Origin of the sequence: Burkholderia sp. AU31624, from assembly GCF_020420065.1 — a bacterium.
Lineage (GTDB): Bacteria > Pseudomonadota > Gammaproteobacteria > Burkholderiales > Burkholderiaceae > Burkholderia.
The window spans coordinates 238,891-255,945 of record NZ_JAIZRT010000002.1 but is presented as its reverse complement, the minus strand read 5'-3'; the positions used below and the strand labels follow the sequence as shown (position 1 = coordinate 255,945).

Below are 17,055 nucleotides of genomic sequence, written 5' to 3'. Positions count from 1 at the left end.
ACCCCACCTCGTCCGCCTCCGGTCAGATCGCACCAGGCCTCGCGCGCAGGCTGTTCAGCAGTGTGTCCCATACTTGCAACGCGCCCGCTTCGTCCACCGGCGAGGTGGCCTTTTCCGGTGGCAAGTCGTCGCGCGCGGGCGCGCCCAGCAGCAGTTCGACCGATGTGTGCGGCTGCTCCACCGTCGCGGGATTCCCCGGCGCGAGCAAGTAGAAGCGATAGACGGTGACCGCGCCATCCCTGAGCGCAAACAGCACCTCCTCAGCGTCCATGCCGGCGACCTGCCGTTTGCCTTGGCGCAGGATGCTGTAGCGTCCCGGCATGCGATTGAGTGTCGCGCGCAGCGCGCGCAGATTGCGGGTGAGCGGTTGCTCCAGATCGACGTCCACCGCATCCCGCAGCTTGATCACAAGCAGCGCCGGTCGGCCCGGCATCAACGCGAACGACTGGCTCACTTCCTCCGAGTAAGTCGACGGGCCGGCGACGACCCCGCCATCGAAGCAAAAGCCGGATTCCGTCGGCACGGTCCAGTTATCGCGCACCTTGATACGGCGGTAGGTATCGTCATAGATGCTTTCGGCCCGATCCAGCACATCCGCACCGATCAAGCTCGTCGTCCGGACGAGCGTGCGGTTCGCGAACAGATAGCCTTCCGTATCGAACGGCAAGGCGACAGCTTTCACCACCGCATCGTTGAAGACGAAAACCCGTGAGTGCGGCACCGGAGAGAAGGCCTTTTCCAGCGACATGCGTCCCGTCTGCTCCTGCAGATCGACGGGATTCACCCGCTGTTTGGTACGCAGTTCCTTCTCGCGCGCCGCGACTTTGGCGTCGTAGTCCTCCACTGACACATCGTGCGTCGTCACCAGCTTTTCGCCGCGGTACTCGTAACGCTCGTCCGAGATCTCGCTCGAGACGGGCCGGTCGAACATCAGGCGACCGATGCACCACGGACGCAATTCCGATAACAACGGATTGTTCATCCCGGGTTCCACGGCATACGCGAACGAGCAGGCACACAGCCCCGTCAGCAAGAGCAGCGAACGAACAAAACGCGCCATCACGAGCCTCCCCGCACATTGATATCTTTCATTGTCTGCACCCTGTTGCCGAGAAGCACCCGGCGCGTCCATGTTCGGCGTGAAGCAAGCCTCGACACCGATGTCTTTCGTGACTATAGGCGAGCCCATGACGTCCGGTATGAAATTCACCGGAATCATGGGGTGCAGATCCTGAAGTTCATCGATGGACGCTTCAAGTTCGGAAGCGCGCCGTTCGCAAAAAAGCCACTGCACACACCCGCGCAGCGGCTTTTTTACGCCAGCGCGTCACTACGCCCGAACCGGGAACGTCAACGCGTCGAGATCGAGCGGGCCGCCGGTCAGCTGAACCGGGCGGGCCTTCCGCGTCAGACGTTTCACACCAGCACCGGATCCCCGCCACGCCGAATACGACGGCGAGACACGCTTCCATCGCACGCCGGCCACGGACGTAAAGCCGGCGCAAGCAGTTGCTCGATTCGATCGTGTCGGATCACTACTCGAAGTTCATCAATACGGGTTTTATTTTCTGAAGCCGCAGAGATCCAGCGCGGGAGACGCACTGGATCTCCGCCTCCGGTACGAATCGACCGCTCACCGCGCGAGCGCGGCCAGTACGTTCGCCCGGTAGCTCATGTCCTTTTCCCGGATCTCGAGTACTCCGCGCGTCACGTCGATGTTCGTATATAGCTCGGCATAGCGCGATTCAGGGCCGTCGGCGAAGAAAAAGACTTTCGCCTGCATCGGGTAGGTGTCGACTTCGCGGAGGTCTCCGCTCAGCACGGCGACATCGCCGTACGCGCGTGCGGCAAATTTCGCCGACGGCTGCGGCTGTCCGTACAACGTCGCCAGTGCGCCCAGCAACGCATCGCTTTCGGCGCCGATCGAGTGATAGACGATTCCGCTGCGCCCGCCTTCGCGCGCACCGAACACGACTTTGACGCCCACCGTCTTGCCCTGATAGACACCGCGCGCCAACACCGAACATTGATTGCGGTCGTCGCATTCGATCGACCGGACCGCGAGGCGGATGTCAGCAAAATCGCGTAGCACGGGCCCCTTGGCCGCGGATATTTCGGGCAACGCCGGCTCGCGTGCAACACCTGCAATTGCAAAGGAAACGAACAACCCCGCGCCCAGCAGGCGCATGACATGGGGGCGGAATGGGCTCACGTTAAAAGCTCCCGTTCGGATGGTCCAGAGGCACCGGTGATGCGCACGTCTGCCTGAGCGGCATCACACCCGGTCGCCCACCCTACACGTTCGACACCAGCAGCCTGATTCCCGCCACGCCGAACACGACGGCAAGACACGCTTCCATCGCGCGCCGGCCGCGCACGTACAGCCGGCGCGCACCGTCCATCGAGAACACGAGCGCATAGCCGCCGAACACCAGGCACCCGATCACGATGCAGCCCGGCACGACGGCGCCGTGCGACGCGCCCGCGCCGTTCGACGACAGCGCGACGATCGACACCCACACGAGGATCGCTTTCGGATTGGTCAGGTGCAGCATCGCGCCGCGCACGTAGAAGCGCGACAGCCGCTGCTCGCCCGCTGCGTTCGTCGACGCCGCCGCGTTGCCCGACCATGCCGTACGTCCCGACTTGTACGCGAGCCACAGCAGGTACAGCCCGCCGAACAGCTTGATCGCGACCAGCAGCTTCGACCACGCGAGCAGCGCGGCCGACACGCCGAGCGCCGCCACCGTCGCCCAGCACATCGATCCGGAAATGACGCCGAGCGCGAACGCAAGCGCCGCCTTGCGGCCCTGGTTCGCGGCGACCGACATGATCGCGAGATTGCTCGGCCCGGGGCTGGCCGTCCCGATGAAGTAAGCCGTGTAGGCCAGCAGCAGGTTGGCCGAGAAGAAGGCGTGGACGCTCATGTCGAACCTCGCGGGGATGATCGGGGCATTGTTGGCAAACGCGCGCCGTCTGCCCATGGACAATTGGCCGACAATTCGCTGGGCCAGTTGGACGGGGCGCGCAACCGGATCGCCACGGGTCAATCCGTCTCGGATTTGAAACACCCGGCACATTCGCGGGCGGCTTTCGCCGAGCATGGCGGACACCCTGTCCCAACGCTTCCGCCGGCCCGAACGCTTGACAGGCGCAGGCGGCACGCGCGGGCCGGCCCGATTCATCAGACCGCCGGGGAACGCGCCACGCAATTTATCCCGGCGTTACGTTACATCCGTGAAGCATTTCGCGTCGGCGAGCTGCTCCGCGTACGCGATATGCATCGCGCCGCGCCGGTAGACCGCCTCCTCGGTCCCCTCCTCCCCCCAGTACCGGCGGGACTCGCGGCCCTCATCGCCTCGCGGCTCAACAATACTCAACAATCGTCTCGTGCCGCTGGTACGAAACCTGCATCCCGTTCGGGTAACCGCCGCGCCGATCACCGCGCGGACACGAACCCACCGTCGGGCGCATCCAGCGGACACGCCCGAACGATCCGAGCAAGTAACGAGGCCCTTCATGGATGCACTGCCCAATTCGTCCGACACGTCGTTCCAGCTCTTTCTCGCGAAGGTGCTCGAACAGCCGTTGCCCGACTGGACCGAAAAGCAGCAGATGGAACTCGAGATGGCACGCTCGTTGTCCACCGAAATGGTTCACCTCGCCGAGGACATGCGCGGCCGCACGCCCGATCTCGCGCGCTGCCTCGTGCTGCTCCGCTACGCGAAAGTGCTCGACTTCATGCTGACGTCGCTCGCCGCGCACCGCGACATTCATCCGCAGACGCTGCGCACGCTGTTCCGGCTCGCGAACCTGAAAGTCGACGATGCGTATCCGGCCTGAGCCGGCGCACTGCATCGGCTGCCGCGGGCGTCACGCACGGCTGCGGCGGCCTTTCCCGATGCGCGGCACGCGCATGCCCGATGATCTCGCCGCATGATTCCCCGGAACCGGCCATCCCGACAGGCCGGCGCACTCGGCGTGTTCGTGAAACGCGACGGACGAGACGCACAGGAGACGCTCGACCCGAACGCTCGCCGCGACGATCGCGACGTCGAGCGGACGATGCGCGTATCGCCGGCCGGCCTGTCCGATCGGGTGGCCGACGATGACGGCAGCGCCGACGACGCCGAGGCCGAGTCCTGTTTCGCCGATGTGAGACGCGCGCCGTGACCGCTGCCGACTTCGACCGGATCTGGCCGGCCATCTGCGACACCCCTGCCTGGTCCGTGACGAAAGGCCAGGGCAGCTTTCTCACGTTCGAATTCGGGCAACCCGCGCTGCATGTCAGGGAGCCGCTCGCCGGCTCGCCCGGCCTGTCCGCGACGGCACGGGACAGGCTCGCGTCGCGGCACGTGACGGTGGCCGGCAACGGGCATCTGTGGATCTGCTACTGCCATTGGTCGATCGCGCTCGACGGTCACGAGCTCGCGCACAGCGAATCCCGATCCGGCGACATCGCGGCCGCCGCGCAACGGCTCGACGGGCAGATCCTGCAGTCGGTCACGCCCTGCGCCCGGCCGGGTTCGTGGGCGTTCGATTTCGACCTCGGCGGCAAGCTGACGACCTGGCCGTACGGCGACGATCCGGCCGACGAACAGTGGCATCTGTACGACCGGCGCTCGGGCAACGTGCTGACCGCCCGCGCGGACGGCACCTGGTCGTATGGCCCGGCGACCCCGCCGCCCGGCAGCGGATCGTTCGGTTCCGAGTAGCCGCCCGCGTGCTTTCGTCCGCTTCCGGCAGCACGCCGGGCTGATGCCGTGCATCAGCGTGGCGGACGGCCCCGCCCCGCAAACGGAGGTACAATCGCGCGCCATGAACGCACTTCGCCGCTTTCTGCTCCGGCAAGGCGTCGCGCGACAGCTTCTGTGGGGGATCCTCCTCGTGACGCTGCTGTCCCGCGCGCTGATGTCGGGCGCCGTGATGCTCGATCCGGACGGTCCGGATGCGGGCTCGGTGGTGCTGTGTTCGGGCCGCGGCCCGCTGATCGTCAACGTCGCCGCGCTGGCGGCCCGTTTCGATGCCGGCGCGCCGATCACACCGGCCAACGACGCGCGCGCGCTCGCCGATGCGCTCAAGCATGACGGCCATGCCGACAATGCGACCTCGTCCGGCAGCGGCGACAGCCTGTGCGCATTCGGCGCCGCGCTGTTTACCGCGCTGGCGTCGTTCGTGCTGCTGGTGCTGCTGTTTCCCGCCGCCGCGCCACGGCGCTTCCGGATTCACGTCGACCGCATTCCTGTCGTGCGATCGATCTTCGACGATCGCCCACCCTCCCGCGCCCCTCCGCTGTCCTGCTGACGGTTCCGCCCCGCGGCTCGTGCACGTCGACGTGCGCGCGCCTGCATGCCGTTCGTCTCACACGACCTGATTCAACCGTTCACCCGCCTGCCCGCCTCGCGCGGGCGACGCCGTCATGCGCCGCTTCCGCGCATGGCGCCGCGCCGCCCGTTCCGTCGATGCCGGCCGGCGGGCGCAACGCGCGTTGACGTCCGCCGGCCCGTGCCGGCGCGGCCGCTCAACGAACCCGAGGAGCTGACACCATGTCGACCACCGTCGAACGGGCGATCTCGCCCGCCCAATCCGCCCACGCCGGCTACCGGACACTCTGGCGCTGGCACTTCTATGCCGGCCTGTTTGTCATGCCGTTCCTGGTGGTCCTCGCGATCACCGGAACGCTCTATTGCTTCCAGCCGCAGATCGAGCCGCTGCTGTATCCGCACCGGCTCGTCGTCGAGCCGCGCGCCACGCCGCGGCTCGATGCCGACACGCTGCTCGCGCGCGCGCGCACCGCGATGCCGGCCGGCTCGACGCCGGTGTCCGTGCAGGTCTCGACCGCGCCGGACCGCAGCGCCGAATACGTGTTCCGGCTGCGCGACGGCAGCCGCGAGAGCGTGTACGTGAACCCGTACGACGGCAGCGTGCTCGGCACGCTGAGCGTCGAGAACCGCTTCATGCAGATCGACCGGATGCTGCATCGCAAGCTGCTGCTCGGCAAAACGGGCGAGTTGCTGATGGAGCTCGCCGCGTGCTGGACCTTCGTGATGATCGGCACCGGCATCGCATTATGGTGGCCGCGCGGCGCGGCGCGCGTCGGGCAGGCACTGCGCCCCGACCTGTCGCTGCGCGGCCGGCCGCTGTGGAAAAACCTCCACGCAACCGCCGGCATCTGGCTCGCGGCCGGCACGATCGCGTTCATCCTGACGGGGCTGCCGTGGTCGGGCTCGTGGGGCAAGAACTTCAAGGCGCTGGCCGCGACCGTGAACCTCGGCGCGCCGGAAGGCGCATGGGGCGGCGGGTCGGTTCGCTCGACGCGCCCCGGTGCCGCCGCGGCGCCCGCACCTGCCCAGGCTGCCGCACCGTCCGGCCATCACCACGACTCCGGCGAGTCGATGCCGGGGATGGTGATGGACGACCTGCCGTTGCCGCAAACGCCGTGGGCGGTCGGCAACGTGCCCGTTCCGCATTCGCCGTCGGCACCGACGCCGGCACCGCTGCCGCTGGCCCGCGCGATCGCGATCGTCGCGGGCCTCGGCGTGACGAGCGGCTATACGCTCGCGCTGCCGTCCGGCGTGGATGGCGTGTTCACCGCGTCGTACTTCCCGGACGACCCGAAAGCCGAGCGGACGATCTACCTCGACCAGTACAGCGGGGCCGTGCTGAAGGACATCCGCTACGACGACTACGGCGCGGTATCGCGCGCCGTGTCGTACGGCACGTCGCTGCACATGGGCCGCTACTTCGGGCTCGCGAACCAGATCGTCTGCGCGGTGCTGTCGCTCGGGCTGGCCGCGATGGCCGTCACGGGCACCGTGATGTGGTGGAAGCGCCGCCCGGCTCGCAAGTTGGGCGCGCCGTCGCGCGAACGCGGCGCGCCGCCGATGCGCGGCTGGATCGCGGGGCTCGTGCTGCTCGGCATCGTCTTCCCGCTGATGGGCGCGACGATCGTCGCAGTCTGGTTGATCGACCGTGTGCTGTTCGGCCGTGCGGCGCGCACAGCGGCCTGATTCATCGCGCGCCGGCACACGCGGCGCGCCGACGCGACAAGCCCGGGCCACCGCGTGGCTCGGGCTGTTCGCGCTCGTGCTCGCGCTCGTCGCGCCGCTGATCTCGCAACTGCGCGCTGCCGCAGCCGATGACGGCCTGCCGGCCGCGCCGATCTGCTCGGCAACCGGCAACACGCTCCTGACGCACGCGGAACCGAAAGCGTCTTCCGATTCGCTGTCCGATTCTCCATCCGGCAAGCATTTCGACCGCTGCGGCTATTGCAGCCTGCTCGCCGGCCATCCGCCGCTGCAGTATGCGGTGTTGCTCTCCGCTTCCCCGGCCGTGCGGCATGCGCCGCCCGCGCCGCTGATCCCCTCTGCCTGCCACCTGCCGAAGCGCTACGCGCTCGCCGCGCGCGGGCCGCCTTCCGCCCACGCCTGACGCACCTCGCGACCGCGCCGCCGTACGCCGCGCGGCGCCGCCCGCTTCGCCTGCCCGCCCTGCCGGTGCCCGATGCCAAGCCCGCGCGCGTGACCACGCGCGGCGGCCGGTGCCGTGCATGGCGCGCATCGTGTCCGACTCATCATCGTCCTACGTACAACGACATGCTTACCTTGACCCGTATTGCCGTCGCGCTGTCCGGCGCGATCTCCGTGCTCTCCGCGTCGGCCGCCTGCGCACAGAGCGCCGACGCGCCAACCGACGCACCGGCCGCGTCGCCCCTGCCCGCAATCAACGTCAACGCACCCCGCGAGATGGACTCGCTGACATCGAAATCGACCGGCAGCCTGAAGCGCACGCTCGAGCAGACGGTCGGCTCGGTGGGCTTCGTCGATGCCGACAGCTACCGGAACACCTACGCGTTCACGCTGCGCGACGTGCTGAAGGACGTGCCGGGCGTGTTCGTCGAGAACCGCTACGGCCAGGAGTTGCGGCTGTCGATTCGCGGCTCGGGCATCGCCCGCTCGTACCACACGCGCGGCCTCGAGATCCTGCAGGACGGCATCCCGACCAACCTCGCGGACGGCAGCGGCGACTACTACCAGATCGATCCGCTCGCGCTGCAGGCGGTGCAGGTCTACAAGGGCGGCAACGGCCTCGCGTATGGTGCGTCGACACTCGGCGGCGCGATCGACTTCATCACGCCGACCGCCCATACCGCCGACGCGCCGAACATCGTGCGCGTGGAAGGCGGCAGCTACGGCACGGTGCGCACCAGCGCGCAGATCTCGCGCGTGCTCGGCCCGCTCGACTTCCTCGCGAACTTCAGCGTCAACCACGCGGACGGCTATCGCGATCATTCGAAGGGGCAATACGAGCAGTTCAACGCGAACGTCGGCTACCGGTTCAGCCCGACGGTCGAGACGCGCTTCCATGTCGGCGTGTACGTCGTGGACCAGTTGCTGCCCGGCACGCTGTCGCTGTCCGACGCGCTGAACAATCCGACCAAAGCCGCGCCGAACGCGATATCGGGCGACCAGGCGCGCAACACGCGCACCGAGCGGATCGCGAACCGCACGACGGTGAAGCTCGATTCGGGCGAGCTGCAATTCGACACGTGGGCGATCCACAAGAGCCTCTATCACCCGATCTTCCAGGCGCTCGACCAGGACGGCTGGACCTACGGCTTCGCGCCGCGCTACACGGGCCACCTGACGCTCGGCGGGATGCGTAACGACCTGATCGTCGGTGCACGCTTCTTCGGCGGCCGCACGCAGGCGAACCAGTACGTGAACGTCAACGGCAACAAGGGCGCGCAGACGCTCGACTCGACGCAAACGGCGTTCAACTACGAGGCGTATGTCGAGAACCGGCTGTTCTTCGTGCCGACCGTCGCGCTGATGACGGGCGTGAAGGTGCTGCACTCGGTGCGCGAGTACATCGACAACGGCGGGCTGCCGCGCAGCCCGAACACCAAGTCGACGAACGCGAGCTACAGCGGCGTCAATCCGAAGCTCGGGCTGCTGTGGCAGCCGGACGCGCACACCCAGGCCTACGTCGACGTCACGCGCAGCCAGGACGTACCCGACTTCACCGACCTCACGCAGACCTTCTCGAACACGACGCGCTTCACGCCGCTCGCCGCGCAGCACGCGTGGACGATCGAGTTCGGCACGCGCGGCTCGCGCGAGCGCGTGAGCTGGGACGTGACCGCCTATCGCTCGCTCGTGCGCGACCAGCTGCTGCAGTACACGACGAACCCGGACGTCCCGGCGTCGACGTTCAACGCGAACAAGACGGTGCTGCAAGGGATCGAGGCCGGCGCGTCGGTCGAGCTGCTGCGCAACGTCACCGGTCGCGGCGCGGGCGACAAGGTCACGCTGTCGGGCATCTGGAACCTGAACGACTTCCGCTTCAAGAACGACCCGCAGTACGGCAACAACCGGATCGCGGGCGTGCCGCTGAACGTGCTGCGCGCGACGCTGGGATACGCGCGGCCGAGCGGCTTCCACATCGCGGCGACGCTCGACTGGGTGCCGTCGGGCGCATGGGCCGACGATGCAAACACGTTGCGCGTGCCGAGCTATACGCTGCTCGGGCTGCAAGCCGGCTACGACTTCCGCAATGGCCTCTCGCTGTTCGTCGACGCGCGCAACCTGACCAACAAGCGCTATGTGAGCGACATCAGCACGGTCGCGGATGCGCGCACCGCGAACACCGCGATCTTCTATCCGGGCGAAGGGCGCAGCGTGTTCGCCGGCATGCGGTACGCGTTCTGATGCGCCGCCTTTCAAGCAACACCGCATTAAGCAGATTCAAAGGATCTCGAAACATGAAGTTCAGATTGATGCTGCCCGCCGCCTTGCTCGCGGCCTTCTCGCCCGCCGGGCAAGCCCAGGAAAGCGATGCCGCGAGCGCCGGCGCCACGCTCGCCCCGATTCGCGTCAGCGCCCAGAAGGCGACACCGCTCACGCAGCCGCTCGACACCGGCAGCCGTCTCGGCCTGACTTCGCTCGAAACGCCCGCGAGCGTCGAGCAGATCGATCGCAAGACGCTCGACACGCGCGGCGACAGCGCGATCGTCGACGCGGTGAGCCGCGCCGCCGGCATCAGCGCGTCGCCGCATCCGGGCAACGGGGGCTCGGAGCTCGGCGCGCGCGGCTTCGTCGGCGCGTCGTCGGTCACGCAGCTCTATGACGGCGTGCGCCCGTACGGCGCGATCGGCATCACGTTTCCGTTCGACACGTGGTCGGTCGACCATATCGACGTGCTGCGCGGCCCGGCGTCGGTGATCTACGGCGAAGGCGCGATCGGCGGGGTCGTCAACATCGTGCCGAAGAAGCCGACCCGCGGCGCGATCCAGAACGAGCTGCAGGTCGGCGGCGGCACCGAGGGCACGGCGCGGGTCGCGTTCGGCAGCGGCGGTGCGATCAACGACACGCTGTCGTACCGCTTCGACATCAGCGGCAACCGTTCGTCGAACTGGGTCGACCGCGGCAATTCGCGCAACCTGTCGATCTCCGGCGCGCTGCGCTACGACGTGAGCGCCGACCTGTACGTGACCGCGTCGTACGCGCAGGGCTTCCAGCATCCGATGCAGTATTTCGGCGTGCCGCTCGTGAACGGCGCGCGCGATCGCGCGCTCGACAAGAAGAACTACAACGTCGGCGACAGCGACATCGCGTTCCGCGACAGCTGGGCGACGGTCGCGGCGAACTGGCAGCCGAGCGACAGCCTGAACGTGACGAGCACGCTGTACCGGATGAAGAGCAACCGTCACTGGAAGGATGCGGAGTACTACACGTACCTGCCGTCGACCGCGCAAGTGCGGCGCAGCAGCTTCACGGAAATCTTCCACGACCAGGAGCAGTACGGCAACGTGACGGCGGCCACCGTCACCACCGCGCTGCTCGGGATGCGCAACACGTTCTCGACGGGCTTCGAGTTCAATCACACGACGTTCCAGCACGACAACAACTCGCCGTATTCGGGCACGTCGACGGTCGATCCGTTCAACTTCGATCCGGGCAGCTTCATCAACACGGCCGGCACCTACCCGAAGTACCGCAGCCAGGCGAACCAGTACGCGCTGTTCGCCGAGAACCGGCTGGAGATCACGCCGCGCTGGTCGGTGATCGGCGGGCTGCGCTACGACCATGCGAGCGTGAACCGCGACGATCTCGTGAACGGCGGCGCATTCACGAAGGTGTTCGCGAACACGGGCTGGCGCATCGGCACCGTGTACGACGTGCAGCCCGGCCTCGCCGTATACGGCCAGTATTCGGTCGCGGCCGATCCGATCAGCTCGCTGCTGTCGCTGAATGCGTCGAAGGCGAACTTCACGCTCGCGACCGGCCGGCAGATCGAGATCGGCGTGAAGCAGTCGTTCCTCGGCGGCAAGGCGGAATGGACGCTCGCCGCGTACCGGATCGTCAAGAGCAATCTGCTGACGGCCGATCCGCTGAACCCGAACCAGTCGATCCAGATCGGCCGGCAGTCGTCGCGCGGGCTCGAGGCGACGGTCGGCGCGGAGATCGCGCAGGACTGGCGCGTCGACGCGAACGTGTCGATCCTGCGCGCGAAATACGACGACTTCCAGCAGACGTCCGGCGGCACGACGGTGTCGCGCGCGGGCAACGTGCCGGTGTCGGTGCCGCAGCGGCTCGCGAACCTGTGGGTGAGCTGGCGCTTCGCGCCGGACTGGACGGGCATCGCGGGCGTCAGGTACGTCGGCAAGCGTTTCGCCGACACGGCGAACCAGCTCGTGATGCCGTCGTACACCACGGTCGACCTCGGCCTCGCGTGGAAACCGCGCAAGGACACGACGATCACCGCGCGCGCGTACAACGTGTTCAACCGGCGCTTCGTGCAGTCCGCGTACTACAACGAGACGCAATACCTGCTCGGTAACGACCGGCGGCTCGAAGTCGTGGCGAACTACCGGTTCTGACGCGGCGCGATGCGGTGCGCCGCACCCGCCGCCGGTGCGCATGCCCTGCGGCGGGCGCATTTCATCGCGACCTCACCGCGAATGCGCGGCCACTGACGCAACCGCATGAACGCCCTGGATCGGCGCACGGCGGCCCGACGAACCCGTCGCCGGGCCGCATGACCGCACGTCACGCACGCGTGCCTGCCGCGCGCCCCGCCATCCACTTCCGGTAGCGCCGCGTCTGGCACTGCGCGGCCAGTTGCTGCCCGACCAGCGCGCGCAGCGGCGACACCTGCGGGTGCGTGCGCCGGCCAACGCTCAGCCGCGTGAGCTGGAACTTGACGACCGCCATGTTGGCCAGCGCGCCCAGCGCCTTGTTCTTCCAGCGGATCGGTTCCAGCACCGGCGCGCTGTCCTTGCCGGCCCGCCAGTCGCGCGGCAGGTTCGGCTCGATCGACAGCGCGGTCGCGATGCCGACCATCGCCACGCCGCTGTCGACCACCTGCTCGGCCACCACGCGGCGCCGGATGCCGCCCGTGACCATCAGCGGCATCCGCGCGACCGCCGTGATGTCGCGCGCGAATTCGAGGAAATACGCTTCGCGGGCCAGCGTGCGCCCGTCGCGCGCCTCGCCCTGCATCGCCGGCACTTCGTAGCTGCCGCCCGACAGTTCGACGAGATCGACGCCGAGCGGATTCAGCAGTTCGACCACGCGCTTCGCATCGTCCGCGCTGAAGCCGCCGCGCTGGAAATCGGCCGAGTTCAGCTTGACCGCGACCGCGAATTGCGGCGACACCGTCGCGCGCACCTCCCGCACGATGTCGAGCAGCAGGCGTGCGCGATTCTCGATGCTGCCGCCCCACGGGTCCTGCCGGCGGTTCGTCAGCGGCGACAGGAACTGGCTCAGCAGATAGCCGTGCGCCGCATGGATCTCCACGCCGGTGAAGCCGCTCTGCTCCGCGAGCTGCGCGGCGCGCACGAAGCGCTGCTGCACGTCGGCGATATCGGCCGGCGTCATCTCCTTGGGCACCGGGAACTGCTTCGACAGCGCACCGAGCGCGAGCGGCACGGCCGACGGCGCGAGCGTCGTCTGGCCGAGTGCCGCCTGCATCTGGCGCCCCGGGTGATTGATCTGCATCCACACGTGCGCGCCGCCCGAGCGCGCCACCTGCGCCCAGCGGCGGAAGCGGTCGAGATGCGCATCGCTCTCGAGCACAACGCCGTTCGGCCCCGTCATCGCGCGGCCGTCCACCATCACGTTGCCGGTCAGAATCAGGCCGACCTGGCCATCGGCCCACGCCTGGTACAGGCGCAGCAACGCGTCGGACGGTGCGTGGTTCGCATCGGCCATGTTCTCTTCCATCGCGGCCTTGGCCAGACGGTTCGGAATCACCGCCCCGTTGGGCAGTGTCAGCGGTGTAAACAGGTTCATGGAGGGCACCCTCGATTGACGATGCCCAACGATAACTTTAAAGTCAACTTTAAGGTCAAGCCCTTTTGGAGCACGGCATGAAAATCGGCGAACTGGCGAAGGCGAGCGGCCTCGCGGCGTCGCGCATCCGCTTCTACGAAGCGAGCGGGCTGCTCGAACCGGCCCGTCGGCAGGCGAATGGCTATCGGGAATACGGGTCGGAAGCGTTGACGCGGCTCGCGATCATCGACCGCGCGCAGCGCGCGGGTTTTGCGCTCGACGAAATCCGCGCGGTGTTGCCGCCCGATCTCGGCGCGTGGCCGCGCGACGAGCTGCTGGTGGCGCTGCGGCACAAGGTCGACGAAATCGTGCGGCTCGAACAGCGTCTCGCGCAGAACCGGCAACATCTGGAGGTGCTGATCGAGGAAATCGAGAACAAGCCGGAGGGCGAGGATTGCGCGGAAACCGCGCAACGAATGCTCGACCGGCTGTGCGCGCAGGCCGAGGAAGCGTCGGCGTCGGCACCGGTGCCCGCGCCGGTCCCGCGGCCGACACGCAAGCGCGCATGACTGGTTACACTGCGGCACCTGACGAACAACCAACCCGCGCTGCGGCGAGACGAGACGGCGCGTGCGCGCCGGCTTCCGCGGCGTGACCTCATCTCATGACTCGATCCGCATGACGATCCCCCGCATCAAAGGATTCCTCGTCGCCGCGCTGCTGACGTTCGCCATCGGCGGTGCCTGCGCTGGGACGTGCCCTGATTCACCTGCGACATCCGCTTGCCCCAACGCACCCGACCTTCCGCACGACATCGTCGCGCAGCTTCCCGCCGGCTACGAAGCGCTGGATGCCGCGTCGGGGCGCCTGACCGACAGCACCGGCATCGGCTATGTCGTCGTCGCGCATCAACCCGACGATTCGATGCGCAAGGCGTCGCTGCGTCCGCTGATGATCTTCCTGCCGGGCAAGGACGGGCACTACCGGCTGGCGGCGCGCAACGACGCCGTGATCATGAAAGCCGACGAAGGCGGGATGGGCGACCCGTATCTGGATGGCGTCGCCGAGAACGCGCTCACGGTCGAACCGCGCACCTTCACGGTCGAACAGGGCGTATTCGCGGGCCATGACCACTGGCGCGACCGTGTCACGTTTCGCTACGACAACGCGCATCGCACGTGGGTGTTCCATCGCGAGGTGTTCCGGAACTGGCGCTTCAACGACGATCCGAACGGCGATGCGCTGAAAGCCGACCCGGTGCGCGTCACGCGCGCCAATGCGGCGAAAGCGGTCACGTTCGAAGCGTGGCGGCCGGATTACTGGTGTGATTCGGCCGAGCGGCGAGGTAGCGATCCGGCTTGCAGCAAGACGCATTGATGGTGACGCCGCGCCGCGACTGACGATGCGTGCGGACAAGCGGTATGCGCGGACGCTGCCGCGCCGCACGCGCAGTGTGTCTGCCGGCACACGCCTGCCCCCTTCCGCAGCCGCGCAGATTTGCTTACGTCGCAGGTAATCGACGCGCGCCGCCCACGCCGCGATGATGGCTCCATCGACGCACGAACCGCATCACATCAAGGAGCCTCCCATGACCGCCTACGCCATCGCCCACCTGCACGACGTCGAGATGTGCGACGACATCGTCGAATATCTCGAACGCATCGACGGCACGCTCGCGCCTTTCAGCGGTCATTTCGTGATTCACGGCGCGCGGCCCGAGGTACGTGAAGGCGCGTGGCGCGGCGACCTGATCGCGATCGCGTTTCCCGATCTCGACACGGCGCGCGCGTGGTACGAATCGGATGCGTACCGGCAGATCCAGCCGCTGCGCGCGCGGCACGCGAGCGGCCCGCTGATCCTGATCGACGGCGTCGACGCGCGGCACAAGGCGACCGACATCCTGCGCTGACGAAGCATTACACGCCGCCGGTCGCCAATCGGGCTGTTGGGCCGCCACGCGCCGACGGCGGCGTTACATCCCTTCGAGCGGCTGACCCGGCTCCCACGCGTCGACCGTCGCCTTCGCTTTCTCCCGATCGCGCGCCGACAGCACGCCGTCGAGTTCGGCGGCCGATACCTCGGAGAACTCGACCTTGCGGCTGCCCTTTGCGGATTTCAACGCCGCGAGGTAGAACGTGTACGCGGTCAGCTGGTTCTGCTTCACGCCACGCCCTTTCTGATAGAGCGTTCCCATGCTTTCGAGCCCCAGTGGATCGCCCTGGCGCGCGGCCGAACGATACAGCGCAGTGGCTTTGTCGAGGTCCGCGGGCAGCTTCAACCCCATGTCGTACATCAAGCCGAGCGCGCTCTGCGCGGGTGCGTAGCCACGGTCGGCTGCCAGCTGGAAGCAATCCGCGGCCACGCGGAAATAACGCTTGGCCGGATCCTCTTCACGACGGAACAGCCGCCACGCGATATCGTCGATCCGTACGGCCATGTCGTACTGCATCTTCACGTCGCCATGCTGGGCGGCGATGAAGCTCCACTTCACCGCCTGCTCGTCGTCCCTGCTCGGGTAGCGGTAGTACTTGCCAAGCAACGCGGCTGCTTCGGCGTTACCCGCGGTCGTCAGCTCGGGGATGGTGGTCTGGTAGTCCTTCTTCTCGTAGGCGGCCAACCCGTCCTTCAGATCGGCAAATGCCGGCGCAACGGCCAGCGCGGCGCACAGCGCCAATAGGGGTTTTTTCATTGCTCTCGATATTGTGATTATTCGATCGGATTACGGCGAAGCACGACATCGTGCCCCCACGTGTCGCGCTTCGCATGCAGCCGTCCGGTGCGTATCGTCGTTCTGCGGCCCCGCATGGCGGAACCTGTCGCACCGGATGGCTTTCCTTTTACCGCAATCGCAAATCCGTCGTCAATGAAGCGGCCCTCGCCCCACCGTGCCGGCTACCCCTTGCGCTCCATCGGCTCGCCGACGACGAACCCGCCGCCCTGGAACCGCTGCGCGGGATCGTCGTAGTCGGCGGTCGGCGCCGTCACCGGGAACAGCCCGGCGAATTGCTCGGAGCTGTCACGCGGGCGGAAGCCGAGGAAGCCTGCCTTCGTGTTGTCCCACCACTTCACCGGGTTGTCCGACGCGCCGTACACGATCGCGTGCCCGACGCGGTTCGTCAGCAGCGAGCAGCGCACCAGCTCGATGAAGTCGCGATAGCTGAGGAACGTCACGAGCATGCGCGGATTCTTTGGCACTTCGAACGATGAGCCGATCCGCAGGCACACGGTCTCGATCCCGAAGCGGTCGAAGTAGTAGCGCGACAGCGATTCGCCGAAGCACTTCGTCACGCCGTACAGGCTGTCGGGGCGCAGCGGCGAATCGGCGTCGAGCACTTCCGTGACCGGATGGAAGCCGATCGCATGGTTCGAGCTCGCGAACACGACGCGCTTCACGCCGTGCTTGCGCGCGGCTTCGTACAGGTTGTACGTGCCGGTGATGTTCGCGCCGACGAGATCGTCGAACGGCGCATCGACCGAAATGCCGCCGAGGTGGACGATCGCGTCCACGCCGTCGACGAGCTGCATCACCGCGGCCCGGTCGGCCAGGTCGACGACGCGGGTTTCTTCATGCGCGGCCGCGTCGCCGAGCGTCGCGATGTCGCTGACGCGCACGACGTCGGCCCAGTCGGCGAGCGCGCCGCGCAACTGGCGGCCGAGGTTGCCGGCCGCGCCTGTCAGCAGCAGGCGCCCGAACGGTTTGCGCGCGCCGGTGGATGAGGCGTTCATCAGAATTTTCTCCGAGAGACTCCGCTCTTTTCCTCAAGGAAACTTCCTTGGGGAC

17 protein-coding genes and 1 pseudogene are annotated in these 17,055 nt (G+C 67.5%); 11 read left to right on the top strand and 7 right to left on the bottom strand.

The window, feature by feature from the left end:
• Positions 1-22: 22 nt before the first annotated feature.
• From LGM89_RS06410 to LGM89_RS06395, 4 genes and pseudogenes are all read right to left on the bottom strand, one after another.
• Positions 23-1,219 (bottom strand): T6SS immunity protein Tli4 family protein, encoded by a 1,197-nt coding sequence (locus LGM89_RS06410; RefSeq protein WP_226272624.1) that lies wholly within the window; start codon positions 1,217-1,219, stop codon positions 23-25.
• A gap of 208 nt (positions 1,220-1,427) precedes the next feature.
• Positions 1,428-1,502, bottom strand: a pseudogene (locus LGM89_RS06405) (LysE family translocator); the annotation flags it as partial.
• Positions 1,503-1,633: 131 nt separating this feature from the next.
• Complete coding sequence (locus LGM89_RS06400; RefSeq protein WP_226272623.1) at positions 1,634-2,212, bottom strand: hypothetical protein; 579 nt, start codon at positions 2,210-2,212, stop codon at positions 1,634-1,636.
• A gap of 82 nt (positions 2,213-2,294) precedes the next feature.
• On the bottom strand, positions 2,295-2,927 hold the full coding sequence (locus LGM89_RS06395; RefSeq protein WP_089497754.1) for a LysE family translocator: 633 nt from the start codon (positions 2,925-2,927) through the stop codon (positions 2,295-2,297).
• Positions 2,928-3,519: 592 nt separating this feature from the next.
• Here LGM89_RS06395 and LGM89_RS06390 point away from each other — a divergent pair.
• From LGM89_RS06390 to LGM89_RS06355, 8 genes are all read left to right on the top strand, one after another.
• Complete coding sequence (locus LGM89_RS06390) at positions 3,520-3,843, top strand: DNA-binding protein (RefSeq protein ID WP_069259119.1); 324 nt, start codon at positions 3,520-3,522, stop codon at positions 3,841-3,843.
• Between the two features lie 93 nt (positions 3,844-3,936).
• Positions 3,937-4,173, top strand: coding sequence for a hypothetical protein (locus LGM89_RS06385; RefSeq protein ID WP_226272622.1), 237 nt, complete (start codon positions 3,937-3,939; stop codon positions 4,171-4,173).
• Positions 4,170-4,715 (top strand): hypothetical protein, encoded by a 546-nt coding sequence (locus LGM89_RS06380; RefSeq protein ID WP_226272621.1) that lies wholly within the window; start codon positions 4,170-4,172, stop codon positions 4,713-4,715. Before LGM89_RS06385 ends, LGM89_RS06380 begins: the two co-directional genes overlap by 4 nt.
• A gap of 103 nt (positions 4,716-4,818) precedes the next feature.
• Positions 4,819-5,304, top strand: coding sequence for a hypothetical protein (locus LGM89_RS06375; RefSeq protein WP_089497757.1), 486 nt, complete (start codon positions 4,819-4,821; stop codon positions 5,302-5,304).
• Between the two features lie 242 nt (positions 5,305-5,546).
• Positions 5,547-7,010: a PepSY-associated TM helix domain-containing protein gene (locus tag LGM89_RS06370; RefSeq protein ID WP_226272620.1), complete on the top strand. Its 1,464-nt coding sequence runs from the start codon at positions 5,547-5,549 to the stop codon at positions 7,008-7,010.
• Entirely contained in the window at positions 6,988-7,431 is a 444-nt protein-coding gene (locus LGM89_RS06365) for a DUF2946 domain-containing protein (protein WP_226272619.1), read from the top strand. The genes LGM89_RS06370 and LGM89_RS06365 overlap by 23 nt, the downstream gene beginning before the upstream one ends.
• 164 nt (positions 7,432-7,595) lie before the next feature.
• Positions 7,596-9,710, top strand: coding sequence for a TonB-dependent receptor family protein (locus LGM89_RS06360; RefSeq protein ID WP_226272618.1), 2,115 nt, complete (start codon positions 7,596-7,598; stop codon positions 9,708-9,710).
• A 53-nt stretch (positions 9,711-9,763) separates the two neighbouring features.
• A complete protein-coding gene (locus tag LGM89_RS06355; protein ID WP_226272617.1) occupies positions 9,764-11,881 on the top strand; it encodes a TonB-dependent receptor in 2,118 nt (705 codons plus the stop codon).
• 169 nt (positions 11,882-12,050) lie between these two features.
• Here LGM89_RS06355 and LGM89_RS06350 read toward each other — a convergent pair whose 3' ends face one another.
• On the bottom strand, positions 12,051-13,295 hold the full coding sequence (locus LGM89_RS06350) for an NADH:flavin oxidoreductase/NADH oxidase family protein (protein WP_226272616.1): 1,245 nt from the start codon (positions 13,293-13,295) through the stop codon (positions 12,051-12,053).
• 77 nt (positions 13,296-13,372) lie between these two features.
• On the opposite strand from LGM89_RS06350, the gene LGM89_RS06345 reads away from it, so the two are divergent.
• From LGM89_RS06345 to LGM89_RS06335, 3 genes are all read left to right on the top strand, one after another.
• Positions 13,373-13,843 carry a MerR family transcriptional regulator gene (locus LGM89_RS06345; protein ID WP_226205406.1) on the top strand — a complete coding sequence of 157 codons (471 nt, stop codon included), beginning with the start codon at positions 13,373-13,375 and terminating at the stop codon, positions 13,841-13,843.
• A 109-nt stretch (positions 13,844-13,952) separates the two neighbouring features.
• Positions 13,953-14,651, top strand: coding sequence for a hypothetical protein (locus tag LGM89_RS06340; protein ID WP_226272615.1), 699 nt, complete (start codon positions 13,953-13,955; stop codon positions 14,649-14,651).
• 211 nt (positions 14,652-14,862) lie between these two features.
• The gene (locus tag LGM89_RS06335) at positions 14,863-15,183 is read left to right on the top strand and encodes a DUF1330 domain-containing protein (protein WP_089497763.1); all 321 of its coding nucleotides are present in this window, start codon (positions 14,863-14,865) and stop codon (positions 15,181-15,183) included.
• A 63-nt stretch (positions 15,184-15,246) separates the two neighbouring features.
• On the opposite strand, the gene LGM89_RS06330 is transcribed toward LGM89_RS06335, so the two are convergent.
• Complete coding sequence (locus tag LGM89_RS06330; protein WP_226272614.1) at positions 15,247-15,963, bottom strand: tetratricopeptide repeat protein; 717 nt, start codon at positions 15,961-15,963, stop codon at positions 15,247-15,249.
• A 203-nt stretch (positions 15,964-16,166) separates the two neighbouring features.
• Positions 16,167-17,000, bottom strand: a complete 834-nt coding sequence (locus LGM89_RS06325) for an NAD-dependent epimerase/dehydratase family protein (RefSeq protein ID WP_089428365.1) — start codon at positions 16,998-17,000, stop codon at positions 16,167-16,169.
• Between the last annotated feature and the right edge of the window lie 55 nt (positions 17,001-17,055).

Excerpts from the sequence above, each read along its gene's own strand:
- LGM89_RS06375 (WP_089497757.1), top strand. The coding sequence starts at position 4,819 with ATGAACGCACTTCGCCGCTTTCTGCTCCGGCAAGGCGTCGCGCGACAG.
- LGM89_RS06410 (WP_226272624.1), bottom strand. The coding sequence starts at position 1,219 with ATGATTCCGGTGAATTTCATACCGGACGTCATGGGCTCGCCTATAGTC.
- LGM89_RS06395 (WP_089497754.1), bottom strand. The coding sequence starts at position 2,927 with ATGAGCGTCCACGCCTTCTTCTCGGCCAACCTGCTGCTGGCCTACACG.
- LGM89_RS06340 (WP_226272615.1), top strand. The coding sequence starts at position 13,953 with ATGACGATCCCCCGCATCAAAGGATTCCTCGTCGCCGCGCTGCTGACG.
- LGM89_RS06335 (WP_089497763.1), top strand. The coding sequence starts at position 14,863 with ATGACCGCCTACGCCATCGCCCACCTGCACGACGTCGAGATGTGCGAC.
- LGM89_RS06370 (WP_226272620.1), top strand. The coding sequence starts at position 5,547 with ATGTCGACCACCGTCGAACGGGCGATCTCGCCCGCCCAATCCGCCCAC.
- LGM89_RS06325 (WP_089428365.1), bottom strand. The coding sequence starts at position 17,000 with ATGAACGCCTCATCCACCGGCGCGCGCAAACCGTTCGGGCGCCTGCTG.
- LGM89_RS06385 (WP_226272622.1), top strand. The coding sequence starts at position 3,937 with ATGATTCCCCGGAACCGGCCATCCCGACAGGCCGGCGCACTCGGCGTG.
- LGM89_RS06360 (WP_226272618.1), top strand. The coding sequence starts at position 7,596 with ATGCTTACCTTGACCCGTATTGCCGTCGCGCTGTCCGGCGCGATCTCC.
- LGM89_RS06355 (WP_226272617.1), top strand. The coding sequence starts at position 9,764 with ATGAAGTTCAGATTGATGCTGCCCGCCGCCTTGCTCGCGGCCTTCTCG.
- LGM89_RS06330 (WP_226272614.1), bottom strand. The coding sequence starts at position 15,963 with ATGAAAAAACCCCTATTGGCGCTGTGCGCCGCGCTGGCCGTTGCGCCG.
- LGM89_RS06350 (WP_226272616.1), bottom strand. The coding sequence starts at position 13,295 with ATGAACCTGTTTACACCGCTGACACTGCCCAACGGGGCGGTGATTCCG.
- LGM89_RS06390 (WP_069259119.1), top strand. The coding sequence starts at position 3,520 with ATGGATGCACTGCCCAATTCGTCCGACACGTCGTTCCAGCTCTTTCTC.
- LGM89_RS06345 (WP_226205406.1), top strand. The coding sequence starts at position 13,373 with ATGAAAATCGGCGAACTGGCGAAGGCGAGCGGCCTCGCGGCGTCGCGC.